Source organism: Streptomyces cahuitamycinicus (genome assembly GCF_002891435.1).
GTDB classification, from domain to species: Bacteria; Actinomycetota; Actinomycetes; order Streptomycetales; family Streptomycetaceae; genus Streptomyces; species Streptomyces cahuitamycinicus.
Map to the genome: position 1 here is coordinate 1 of NZ_POUC01000063.1, position 11779 is coordinate 11779.

Sequence of the window (11779 nt, forward strand, 5' to 3'; positions counted from 1 at the left end):
TCCTCCGCCACTCTCGACTCCTCGCGAGTGGCGGGACCCCCCTGGGCCGGGGATGCGGCGATCCCTCCGCTTGGAGGCGCGCTCCGCACGGCACCGTCCCGGTCAGGCCGCCCGCCGCCCGGGAGGACGGCCTCCGTGGAGTCGTCCTCGGGGTGCGGGCGGGCCTGCTCGGGGATGCCGTCGATGCCGTCCGCCATGTGCCGGGCACCGCTCGGGCCGCTCGTGCCCGTGCCCCCGGCCGGCAGCTCTCGTGTGCCGCGCTCTTCGTCCCGCACCGGCCCGTCCTCGCTCCTCACGCCGGCCCGGGTCCCGCGCCGCGCTGTTTGTAGAGGCTGATCGAAACGGTTTTGTCCTTGTCCACGGCGGAGGAGACCTTGCCCGCGAGGGCGGACAGGACCGTCCAGGCAAAGGTGTCCCGCGACGGGGCATGGCCATCCGTCGTGGGCGCCGAGACGGTGACCTCGAGTGAGTCGTCGACGAGGCGGAAGACACAGCTGAGCACCGAGCCGGGCACGGCCTGCTGAAGCAGGATCGCGCAGGCCTCGTCCACGGCGATGCGCAAGTCCTCGATCTCGTCGAGGGTGAAGTCCAAACGGGCCGCGAGACCGGCCGTGGCCGTACGCAGCACCGACAGGTAGGCCCCCGCGGCCGGCAGCCGGACTTCCACGAAGTCCTGGGTCGCGGGCTCGCCTGCGATCTGGGACACCCTCACCTCCATGGTGGTACAAGCGTTTCAGGGCCGGGGGTCGCCCCCCGGGGTAACGCGATACGTGGTTCAGCGGTGACGCTATCGCGCTCTTGACGGTCCTGTCCCCGGGACCCCAACCCCTTGTCGTCACTCACAGTAAACCTGTGGATACGCTCCGTGTCTAGGGGTCGGGCGGGCCCAAATGGGAAGAGCGCGCGCCGGGTTGACGTACCCAGACGTCAGACGGCTGAACCGTCCGGCGCCGGGGTCCTGTCGTGTCACACCAGGACATGGTCGACGAAGCACCAACGCCAGGTCTCTCCGGGCTCGTGGGTCCGCATCACGGGGTGACCGGACTCCCTATGATGCTCCGCCGCGTGCCGTCCCGGCGAGGAGTCGCAGCAGCCGACGTGACCGCAGCTGAGGCACAGCCGTAGTTGCACCGGATCCATGCCCTCCGCCAAGCACTCCGGACACGTCTCGCTGAGCGGGCCGGGTTCGGGGTGCGGCAGCGCGTCGGCGTGCGTGCACTGTTTCATGATTGCCAGGTTACGACGGTCAGGCGGAAGACCGCGTCGAAAACCGAGGGCGGGCGAGAACGATGGACGTGATGCCACTGCTGCTGCTCGTGGCGGGCAGTGCCGCGATCGCCGGGGCAGCGCGGCGTACCCCGGTACCGGCGCCGCTGCTGCTGGTGGCCGTGGGGCTGGCGGTCAGCTACGTCCCCGGGGCGCCCGACTACACGCTCGACCCGCACATCGTCCTGCCGCTCATCCTGCCCCCGCTGCTGCACACGGCCGCCACCGGCAGCTCCTACCTCGACCTGCGGGCGCAGCTGCGGCCGGTCGCCATGCTGTCCGTCGGGTACGTGCTGTTCGCGACCTTCGTGGTCGGCTGGGCCCTGTACGTGATCGTGCCGGACATGCCGCTGACCGCGGCCCTGGTGTTCGGCGCGGTGGTGGCGCCCCCGGACGCGGTCGCGGCGACGGCGGTGGCCCGGCGGGTCGGACTGCCGTCGCGCATCACCACGATCCTCCAGGGTGAGTCCCTGCTGAACGACGCGACCGCGATCACCGCCTACCGCGTGGCCCTGGCCGCCGCCGTCGGCGAGGGCGCGACCTGGGCCGGAGGCATCGGCGAGTTCCTGCTCGCGGCGATCGGCGGTGTCGTGGTCGGCCTGCTGCTGATGGCGCCGATCCACTGGCTGCGCACACACGTGAAGGAGGCGCTGCCGCAGAACACGCTCTCCCTGCTGATCCCCTTCGTCGCGTACGCGACCGCCGAGCAGGTGCACGCCTCAGGCGTCCTCGCGGTCGTGGTCGTGGCGCTCTACCTGGGGCACCGCGCGTGGGAGGTCGATTTCGCCACCCGTCTGCAGGAGGAGGCGGTCTGGAAGATGGTCGCCTTCGTCCTGGAGTCGGCGGTGTTCGCCCTGATCGGCCTGCAGCTCCCGGTGGTCCTGAAGGGTCTCGGGGAGTACGAGGGCGTCGAGGCGGCCTGGTACGCGGTCGCCGTCTTCCTGGTCGTCGTAGTGGCCCGGTTCGTCTGGGTGTACCCGGCCACCTTCCTGCCGCGGCTGCTGTCGGCACGGGTGCGGGAACGGGAGCAGAACCCGAGCTGGAAGGGGCCGTTCATCGTTGCGTGGGCCGGGATGCGGGGCGTGGTCTCACTGGCCATCGCCTTCTCGATCCCGCTCACCATGCACGACGGTGAGGAGCCCTTCCCACAACGCAACCTCATCCTCTTCCTGACCTTCACGACGGTCATCGGGACGCTGGTCGTGCAGGGCCTGACACTGCCCCTGCTGATCCGGCTCCTGAAGTTCCCCGGGCGCGACGCGCAGACCGAGACGCTCGCCGAGGCCAACGCCCAGGCGCAGGCCTCCCGGGCCGCCGAACGGCGCCTGGACGAGCTCCTCACCGACGAGCGCAACGCCCTGCCCGCCCCGCTCGCCGACCGGCTGCGCATCGTCCTGGAGCGGCGCCGCAACGCCGTCTGGGAGCGGCTCGGGCAGGCCAATCCGATCAGCGGGGAGTCCGTCGACGACACCTACCGGCGGCTGGCGAGAGAGATGATCAGCGCCGAGCGTGAGGTGTTCGTCAAGCTCCGGGACGGCCGCCACATCGACGACGAGATGCTGCGGACCCTGCTGCGCAGACTGGACCTGGAGGAGGCGGCGGCCTTCCGGGAGGCGGCGTGACGAGGGTGCGGTACCTCGGGGGGAAGGCAGCGACAGGTGCGGTACCTCGGGGGGAGGCAGCGACACCTCAGGAGAAGGGGCGGCCGGTGACCACGGCCGCCACCGCTGTCCCACGCGGGAAGGCACCTTCACCGGCCAGGGTGACCAGCCCGTACAGCAGCTTGGCGACATACAGGCGTTCGACGGGCAGGCCGTGCCGCTGCTCGAAGTCCGCAGCGAAGGCGTCGAGCTCGGCGGGCACGCGCGCGTAGCCGCCGAAATGGAAACGGTCGTCCAGGCTCCAGGTGCCGCGCCGGCCACCGAAGGCCTCATGCTGCAGCGCCTCCGTCTGGGCGGTCAGGAAGCCACCCGCGAGTACCGGCACGCCCAGGGCGCGCTGGCCGGGAGGGAGACCGGCGGCCAGCCCCGCGAGCGTGCCGCCGGTGCCGCAGGCCACGGCGACGGCCTCGGCGCGCCCGCGCAGTTCGGCGCCGAGCGCCCGGCAGCCCCGCACCGCCTCGGCGTTGCTGCCGCCCTCGGGGACGACGTAGGCCTCCTCGGCGTCCGCCGCGCGCAGGATGCCGGCCAGGGCGGGCCGCTCGGACTTGCGGCGGTACGTCGACCTGTCGACGAAGTGCAGCCGCATTCCGTCGGCCGTGCAGCGGGCCAGGGAGGGGTTGAGGGGCCGGCCGGCCAGCTCGTCGCCGCGTACGACACCGATCGTGGGGATGCCGAGCAGCCGGCCGGCCGCGGCCGTCGCGCGCAGATGGTTGGACCAGGCTCCGCCGAAGGTGACGATGGTCCGGCCGGCCGCCGCTGCCAGATTCGGCCCGAGCTTGCGCCACTTGTTGCCGATCAGCTCCGGGTGGATCAGATCGTCCCGCTTCAGCAGCAGCCGCACGCCCCGGCGCTCGAACCGGCCGTCCACGACCTCCTGCAACGGCGAGGGAAGACGGGGGCGCAGCGCGGCGGGTCCGGGAGTGTCGGGGCTGATCACCGGGCCATTGTCACCCGGAAGTGTGGGGGAGGGGGCTCGGGTACTGACGCCAAGCTCTGGGAGCGGGCACCCGGTCCGGCGTGCGGACGCGGGTGTCTTCCGACGCCGTGACGGGCCCCCTCTGCCCAGCGGCGCAAAGATCCATTCCCGCTCTTTCGTGTAATAGCACCGCGACGTCGAGTGAGGAAGGCTTGCTCGTGCACATCGATGCCCGGGGCGTATGGGCGTCGGTCACAACCGGGAGGGCAGTTCTCTATGTCGGTAGGCGAAGAGGTCCGCACGGAGCAGACCAAGCCGCAGCAGAGTCTCGGCACGGCGGCCGCGCGGAACCTGGCCACCACGACCAAGTCCGTGCCACAGATGCAGGAGATCAGTTCCCGCTGGCTGCTGCGGATGCTGCCGTGGGTCGACATCCAGGGTGGTACGTACCGGGTGAACCGGCGGCTGACGTTCGCCGTGGGCGACGGCCGGCTGACGTTCGTGAAGACCGGCGACCGCGTCGAGATCATCCCCGCCGAGCTGGGCGAACTGCCGGCGCTGCGATCGTACGACGACGAGGAGGTGCTATTCGAGATCGCCCGCCGCTGCGAGCAGCGGGAGATCCCGGCGGGCGATGTCATCGCCTCGTTCGGCGGCCCGTCCGAGGAGGTGTACCTCCTGGCGCACGGCAGGGTGGAGAAGGTCGGCACGGGACCGTACGGGGAGGACGAGTCCCTCGGAGTCCTCGCCGACGGTGCCTACTTCGGCGACGACGCGCTGCTGAACGAGGACGCGATCTGGGAGTACACCGCCCGCGCCCTCACCGCGTGCACCGTGCTCGTGCTGCCCCGCCAGGAGTTCGAGCAGATCGCGGAGCGCTCGGACACCCTGCGTGAACACCTCCGGCAGCGCCGCTCCATCCCCTCGCAGCGCTCCAACAAGTACGGCGAGAAGGAGATCGACCTCTCCTCCGGCCACTCCGGCGAGCCGGACATCCCGCACACCTTCGTCGACTACGAGGCCCGGCCCCGTGAGTACGAACTGAGCGTCGCCCAGACCGTGCTGCGCATCCACACGCGCGTGGCCGACCTCTACAACCAGCCCATGAACCAGACCGAGCAGCAAATCCGGCTGACGGTCGAGGCGCTGAAGGAGCGCCAGGAGCACGAGCTCATCAACAACCGCGACTTCGGTCTGCTGCACAACTGCGAGTACGACCAGCGCATCCAGCCGCACGACGGCGTGCCCGGGCCGGACGACCTGGACGAGCTGCTCAGCAGGCGCCGCGGCACCAAGATGCTCCTCGCCCACCCGCGCGCCATCGCCGCGTTCGGCCGCGAGCTCAACAAGCGCGGGCTGGTCCCCGAGACCATCGACATGGCCGGCAACCGCATCCCGACCTGGCGCGGTGTGCCGATCTTCCCGTGCAACAAGATCCCAGTCTCGGACGCCCGTACGACGTCCATCATCGCCCTGCGTACCGGCGAGGCCGATCAGGGTGTCATCGGTCTGCGTGCTTCCGGCATCCCCGACGAGATCGAGCCGAGCCTGTCGGTCCGCTTCATGGGCATCAACGAACAGGCCATCATCAAGTACCTGGTCACGGCCTACTACTCGGCCGCGGTCCTGGTACCGGACGCGCTCGGGGTCCTGGAGAACGTCGAGATCGGCCGCTGGCGGTGACGCTCCCGGCACGCCGGCCGTGTCCCCGCCCGTCGGGGCGGGTACATCCTCGGGGTACGAGCCCAGCGGCAGCGGAAGCGCCACCGTCCGCTCATCCTCCGAGGCGGTCCCATGGGTGAGTCCCTCACGCTGTCCGGGAAGGGGACGACGCTGCCCGCCCACGCCGGACAGCGTCGCGCCGAACCCGGGCGGTCGGCCGGGGCTCCGGAAAGGCAGGGAAGCATCGGGACACAGAGGGACGGCGAGCGGGGGCCGGCCGAAGAGCACGAGGCGGTCATGCTGCTGAAGCGGGCCCGGGCGGAGGTCGACCCGGTGCTGCGGGCCGCGCTCGGCTCGCTACCCGCGCCGATGCGCCGGGTCGCGCTCCACCACTTCGGCTGGGAGCAGGCCGACGGCACCCCGGCGGACGGGGGCTCCGGCAAGGCGATCCGGCCCGCCCTGGTTCTCGCCGCGGCGGCCGCCCTCGGCGGACAGAAGGCGCGGGCGGGGGCGGCTCGGGCGGCCGCAGCGGTGGAGCTGGTGCACAACTTCACGCTGCTGCACGACGACGTGATGGACCGGGACACAACACGCCGCCACCGCCCCACCGCGTGGACCGTGTTCGGCGACGCCGACGCCATCCTCGCCGGGGACACCCTGCAGGCGCTGGCCCTGCGGCTTCTCGCTCAGGACCCGCACCCGGCGTCCCGGGCCGCCGCCGCCCGGCTTGCGGACTGCGTGGTGGAACTGTGCGCGGGCCAGCACGCGGACACGGCCATGGAGCGGTGTGCCCCGGGAGAGGTCACGCTCGACGAGGTGCTCGCGATGGCGGAGGCCAAGACGGGCGCTCTGATCGGGAGCGCGTGCGCGATCGGAGGGCTGTACGCGGGGGCCTCTGACGAGGAAGTGGCGGCGCTGGACGCGTTCGGCAGGGAGGCGGGGCTCGCCTTCCAGCTCATCGACGACGTCATCGGCATATGGGGTGACCCGCGCCGCACCGGCAAGCCCGCCGGTGCCGATCTGGCCGCCCGGAAGAAGTCGCTGCCGGTGGTGGCGGCCTTCACTTCCGGCACACCGGCGGCGGCCGAACTCGCCGAACTGTACGCACGGACCAGCGAGAAGGAGGACCTCGACGACATCGCCCTGGCCGTGGAGCGCGCGGGGGGCCGTGACTGGGCGCAGGGCCAGGCCGCCGACCGGATGGCCCGGGCGATGCAGCAGCTAACCCGGGCGGTGCCGGACCCGGAGGCGGCGGACGGCCTGCTGGCCCTCGCCGAGTTCGTGACACGGCGCAGCAGTTGACGGGCCACAGCCTCGACGGGCCACAGCGTTGACCGGCCGCAGCAATGGATGGCCCGCAGCAGTGAGCGGTCCGTCGGCAACGGCTGGAGACCGCCCGCACCAGCGACGCCCCTTCGGTTGACCGAATGACAGGGCCCCGGAGCGACGGGGCCGTGCGGCTCCTGACCCCGCACGGCCACCGGCATCCGGTCGGCGGGTCCCGCACTGCCCCACGGTGTGCGGGACCCGCCACCTCCGCCCCACGGTGTGCGGGACCCGCCACCTCCCCGCATCCGTCGAGTTTGGGCAAACGTTTGATCGGATCTAGCCAAGATCCTGCTCGTACCCCTGGGCGAGGGCCAGCCCCCCTACGATCAACGCCGGTCGGGACGAGCGAAGGGGTGCGGCATGGGTGTGGCCATCCGGACGGCGGGCGAAGGGGACAGGGAACTGATCGTCCGGCTGCTGGACGAGGCGTTCCAGGACGACCCCGTGAGCGGCTGGGTCTTCCCCGGCGTGGAGGACCGCCGTGCCAAGCACCCCCGGCTCATGGCAGCCTTCACAGACATCGTCCTCGCGGCCGGCCGCATAGATGTCACCGAGGACGGCTCGGCCTGCGCGCTGTGGCTCTCCGTGCCCGCCGACGAGGGCCACGGGGACGCGGAGGACGAAGGACCGGCCCAGGTGCGGGAAGCCGTCGACCCGGACAACGAGCGCGTGGAGAGGATCGGTCGGCTGATGGCCGCCATCCATCCCACCGGGCGGGCCCACGAGTACCTGTGGATGATCGGTGTGGCCCCCGGCCGTCAGGACGAGGGCCTCGGCACCGCGCTCATCGAGGCCGTCCTCGACCGCTGCGACCGCGAAGGGCTGCCTGCCTACCTGGAGGCCAGCAACGCCCGTAGCCGCAACCTGTACGAGCGCCTGGGTTTCGAGCCGGCCGGCCCGGCCCTGGACCTGCCGGACGGCCCGTCGATGTGGCCCATGTGGCGCGAGCCCAGGCCCCACCGGCCCGCGTAGGCCGTACCGCGAGAACGGCATCTGCGGCGCCGTACCGGCCAGAGCGGTACCTGCGGCGCCGCCCCGGGAGAGCGGTACCTGCGGCGCCGTACCGCGAGAACGGCACCTGCCGCGCCGCCGCCCGTACTCCGCCGCGCAGCCGCCCTCCGGACAAGCGACGCGACCTCGCGGGCGCCCCTGTCAGGCCTTGGGGCCCCCGTCCCCCCGTCCTCCCGTCCACCCGGCCATCCTCCGGCAGTACCGTCGCCACGATCCGCTCCACCAGTCCCGAACGTCAGCCCACGCGCCCCTTCGCGTGCGAGCACCTCGACGGTGGCGTCGACGAGCGCGGCCCGCCGCCCGGGGTTGCTGACCATGCGGAGTCCCTTCTCCCACTTTCGACCGGCTGCCACAACACCCTTGCGACCACTACAGGAGAAGTACTACAACTGACGTTGTTGCAAGGCAGCCTACGAAAAGAGACCGGCTTGCGAAAGCTCACGTACTACATCGCCTGCTCCATCGACGGCTTCATCGGCGACCCGGGCGGCGACGGAACGGCGATGATCCGTTTCGTCGACGAGGAGTTCCTCGCCTTCCTCAAGGCGGAGTACCCGGAGACCGTGCCCACCCAAGGCCGCCGGGCCCTCGGCATGGACGACCTGCCGAACAAGCGGTTCGACACTGTCATCCAGGGGCGGGCCAGCTACGACCTCGCCCTGAAGGAAGGCATCACCAGCCCCTACGCCCACCTGCGCGAGTACGTCGCGTCCAGGACGCTCCAGGAGTCGCCCGACCCGAACGTGGAGATCATCGCGGACGACCTGGCCGGCAAGGTCCGCGAACTGAAGGCGGAGGAGGGCGGGCTCGGCATCTACCTGTGCGGCGGCTCGAAGGTCGCCGGCGAGCTGTTCGACGAGATCGACGAGCTCGTCATCAAGACGTACCCACTCGTGTACGGCACGGGCATGCCGATGTTCGGCTCCGGATTCGCGATCTCGGAGTTCGCCCTGGAGTCGGTGCGCACGTTCGGCAACGGCGCGCTGGCGCGCAGGTACAGCAGGAAGCGCTGAGCCCCCGACCGGCCTACTCTGAGGACATGGGCAGGCGAAGAACAGGTCTGTCCGGACTGCGGACAGCCAGTGGAGACGGTCGTCCGGCGTCACAAGACGCTGGGCGCCTGGGTCCCGCGCTGGGAGGCGGGACCGTGCCGCAACCCCGCGTGCGGGGCCTATGAGGCGGAGGACGCCGACAGCGGCCACACCGCCAAAGGCACCCGGTCGGCGCAAGCCCGCACGGCCCCCGGGGAAACCACGCCACCTGCCACGAACCCGCCCGAACCGGCTCCCGGAGACTCAGCCGCCAAAATTCTCTGAGCCCGTGTCGAGATAGGCGGACCGGCTCCGACGTCCCCTGTGAAGAGCCGCCCACCGGGGCGGTGAGAGCCGAAGGAGCGGACTGATGAAGTACCTGGTCATGGTGCAGGGCACACAGGCGGACTACGACGCCATGCGTGGCAAGGCGTCGACGCACTCCCCGGCCTGGAGCGAGGAGGAGCTGCAGACGATGTTCGCCTACATGGGTGCCATCAACGACGATCTGGCCGAGACGGGCGAGCTCGTCGACGGGCAGGGCCTGGCCGAGCCGGCGCAGACCCGGCACGTCACCCTCGGCGACGACGGCAAGGCCGTGATCACCGACGGCCCGTACAGCGAGACCAAGGAGCTGCTGGCCGGCTACTGGGTCCTGGAGTGCGAGAGCCTGGAGCGGGTCACGGAGATCGCCGACCGCGTCGCTCGCTGCCCCCAGCCGGCCGGCGCCCCCGACTACCCCGTCGTGATCCGCCCGATCATGGACGGCTCCGGGGACATCTGACGAGCCGGCCGACGCCGACGGACACACTGGTGAGGAACTCACCGGAGATCGAGGACCTGCTGCGCCGAGACGCGCCGCAGGTCCTCGGTGCGCTGGTCAGACGGTACGGGCACTTCGACGCCGCCGAGGACGCCGTGCAGGAGGCGCTGCTCGCGGCAGCCGGGCAGTGGCCCTCGGTGGGGGTGCCAGGCAATCCGCGCGGCTGGCTGATCAAGGTCGCCTCGCGGCGGCTCACCGACGCCCTGCGCAGCGATCAGGCCCGGCGGCAGCGCGAGGAGCGGATGGCCGCCCTCACGCCCCGGGACGCCTTCACCGCGCCGCCCCCCGGGGAGCGGGCGCCGCGTGCGGACGACACGCTCTCGCTGCTATTCCTGTGCTGCCATCCGGCCCTGTCGCCGCCCGCGCAGATCGCGCTCACGCTGCGTGCCGTGGGCGGTCTGACCACGGCGGAGATCGCGCGGGCCTGCCTGGTCCCGGAGGCGACGATGGCCCAGCGAGTCAGCCGGGCCAAGCAGAAGGTGCGGGGTGTGCGCTTCGGCCGGCCGGACCGTTGGGAGGAGCGGCTGCCGTCCGTCCTGCAGACCCTCTACCTGATCTTCAACGAGGGCTACACGGCGACTTCGGGCGCCGCGCTCCAACGCCGCGACCTCGCCGGGGAGGCCGTACGGCTGACCCGCACGGTTTACCGGCTGCTGCCCGGCGACTGCGAAGTGGCCGGTCTGCTCGCGCTGATGCTGCTCACCGACGCCCGTCGCGACGCGCGCAGCGGTCCGCGCGGCGAGCTGATCCCCCTCGACGAGCAGAACCGCGACCGCTGGGACCGGGCGGCGATCGAGGAGGGCGTCGCGCTGGTCACCCGGGCCCTGTCCCGGGGCCGCCCCGGGCCGTTCCAGCTGCGGGCCGCGATCGCCGCCGTGCACGACGAGGCGTCCTCACCCGAGTCGACCGACTGGGACGAGATCCTGGGCCTGTACGACGTCCTCGTCGGTCTGGTCCCCGGCCCGGTCGAACGCCTCAACAGCGCGGTCGCCGTCGCCATGGTCCACGGCCCGCGCGCAGGTCTGACCGAAGTGGACGCCCTGTCCGGCGAGTTGAAGGGACACCGCCTGGACGCCGTACGAGGCCATCTGCTGGAGCGGGTGGGCGAACCGGAAGCCGCCCGCGCCGCCTACGAGTCGGCGGCCGCACAGACCTTGAGCCTGCCCGAGCAGCGCTACCTCCGGGCCCGGGCGGCGCGGTTGGCCGACTAGCGTGTGCAGCACGGGCATGCCGGGGGAGCGGCGTGGCGCGGTGTCGCGACCGGCTGGGCGCATCTGTCAGCAGTTCCTAGCCGCGCAGCCCGCCCGTCACCGGATCCCGGCCCGTCAGGCAGTACGTGCCGCCCGCCGGGTCGCGCATCACCGTCCAGCCGGGGAAGCCGGTCACGAAGACGGCCCCGAGCTCCTCGTGCAGCGCCCGGGTCGCCGCGACGTCCGCGCAGGCGAGGTCGAGGTGGGCGGATGCCGGGCGTTCCTCACCGAGGCGTTGCAGGAGCAGACGGATCGGCAGGCCCGGCGGCGGCTTGACCACGTGAAACTCCGGGAGGGAGCCCGGCAGCGACTCCCAGCCGTCGAGCAGGGCGCTCCAGAAGGCGACTTCCGTGGCGTAGGCCGAGGCGGGGACGCCCAGGCACACCTGGTCGAGCCGGCTGCCCCGCACCACGCCCGGACGCGACGACTGCCCGCGCCAGGGGTCCGCGCAGAACAACTGTCCGCCGGGCGAGCGCAGCACCACGAGCGATCCCAGGTCGGCCACCACATCCGCGCCGAGCCGCACCGCCGCGGCGGCGAACTCCGGCACGTCGTCCACGCAGAAGTCGACGTGTGCACCGCCCGGCCCCGGACCCACCGCCTGCACCTTCACGAACGCGTCGACGCTGTCGGGGAGCAGGGTGACGAACTCGTCGTGTGCGCCGCGCGGTTCGGACAGGCGGGTGTCCGTGACCGCCGTCCAGAAGTCGCAGGCGGGGCCGAGGGCGTCACGCGGGCGGTCGATGAAGGCGTACGTCCAGCTGATCCTCATGAGCGCGATCCTAGAAGGACGCGCCACCGCCACCCGCGTGAACCTTGACCAGCCTTTG

12 protein-coding genes and 1 pseudogene are annotated in these 11779 nt (G+C 71.8%); 8 read left to right on the plus strand and 5 right to left on the minus strand.

What is annotated here, in order from left to right; genetic code table 11:
* The 3 genes and pseudogenes from C1J00_RS46640 to C1J00_RS11650 form a co-directional block, all read right to left on the minus strand.
* A pseudogene (locus C1J00_RS46640) lies at nt 1-275 on the minus strand (RNA polymerase subunit sigma-70); the annotation flags it as partial.
* A 17-nt stretch (nt 276-292) separates the two neighbouring features.
* A complete protein-coding gene (locus tag C1J00_RS11645; RefSeq protein WP_003992877.1) occupies nt 293-706 on the minus strand; it encodes an ATP-binding protein in 414 nt (137 codons plus the stop codon).
* A 260-nt stretch (nt 707-966) separates the two neighbouring features.
* Nucleotides 967-1227 (minus strand): UBP-type zinc finger domain-containing protein, encoded by a 261-nt coding sequence (locus tag C1J00_RS11650; RefSeq protein WP_102908971.1) that lies wholly within the window; start codon nt 1225-1227, stop codon nt 967-969.
* A 62-nt stretch (nt 1228-1289) separates the two neighbouring features.
* Between C1J00_RS11650 and C1J00_RS11655 the strand changes: the two genes are divergently transcribed.
* A complete protein-coding gene (locus C1J00_RS11655; RefSeq protein WP_102908972.1) occupies nt 1290-2888 on the plus strand; it encodes a Na+/H+ antiporter in 1599 nt (532 codons plus the stop codon).
* Between the two features lie 67 nt (nt 2889-2955).
* Here C1J00_RS11655 and C1J00_RS11660 read toward each other — a convergent pair whose 3' ends face one another.
* Nucleotides 2956-3864 (minus strand): 1-aminocyclopropane-1-carboxylate deaminase/D-cysteine desulfhydrase, encoded by a 909-nt coding sequence (locus C1J00_RS11660; protein WP_102908973.1) that lies wholly within the window; start codon nt 3862-3864, stop codon nt 2956-2958.
* Nucleotides 3865-4119: 255 nt separating this feature from the next.
* Here C1J00_RS11660 and C1J00_RS11665 point away from each other — a divergent pair, with 255 nt between their 5' ends.
* The 7 genes from C1J00_RS11665 to C1J00_RS11700 all read left to right on the plus strand — a co-directional run bounded on the left by C1J00_RS11665 (nt 4120) and on the right by C1J00_RS11700 (nt 10910).
* Nucleotides 4120-5526 carry a family 2B encapsulin nanocompartment shell protein gene (locus C1J00_RS11665; protein ID WP_102908974.1) on the plus strand — a complete coding sequence of 469 codons (1407 nt, stop codon included), beginning with the start codon at nt 4120-4122 and terminating at the stop codon, nt 5524-5526.
* 111 nt (nt 5527-5637) lie between these two features.
* Nucleotides 5638-6807, plus strand: coding sequence for a family 2 encapsulin nanocompartment cargo protein polyprenyl transferase (locus tag C1J00_RS11670; RefSeq protein WP_102908975.1), 1170 nt, complete (start codon nt 5638-5640; stop codon nt 6805-6807).
* A gap of 387 nt (nt 6808-7194) precedes the next feature.
* A complete protein-coding gene (locus C1J00_RS11675; RefSeq protein ID WP_102908976.1) occupies nt 7195-7806 on the plus strand; it encodes a GNAT family N-acetyltransferase in 612 nt (203 codons plus the stop codon).
* 467 nt (nt 7807-8273) lie between these two features.
* On the plus strand, nt 8274-8858 hold the full coding sequence (locus tag C1J00_RS11685; protein WP_102908977.1) for a dihydrofolate reductase family protein: 585 nt from the start codon (nt 8274-8276) through the stop codon (nt 8856-8858).
* A 69-nt stretch (nt 8859-8927) separates the two neighbouring features.
* Complete coding sequence (locus C1J00_RS46650; RefSeq protein ID WP_102908978.1) at nt 8928-9161, plus strand: hypothetical protein; 234 nt, start codon at nt 8928-8930, stop codon at nt 9159-9161.
* Nucleotides 9162-9246: 85 nt separating this feature from the next.
* A complete protein-coding gene (locus tag C1J00_RS11695; RefSeq protein ID WP_102908979.1) occupies nt 9247-9660 on the plus strand; it encodes a YciI family protein in 414 nt (137 codons plus the stop codon).
* A gap of 29 nt (nt 9661-9689) precedes the next feature.
* A complete protein-coding gene (locus tag C1J00_RS11700; protein ID WP_102908980.1) occupies nt 9690-10910 on the plus strand; it encodes an RNA polymerase sigma factor in 1221 nt (406 codons plus the stop codon).
* A 76-nt stretch (nt 10911-10986) separates the two neighbouring features.
* Here the strand turns inward: C1J00_RS11700 and C1J00_RS11705 are convergent, their stop codons facing one another.
* A complete protein-coding gene (locus C1J00_RS11705) occupies nt 10987-11721 on the minus strand; it encodes a VOC family protein (protein WP_102908981.1) in 735 nt (244 codons plus the stop codon).
* Nucleotides 11722-11779: the final 58 nt, after the last annotated feature.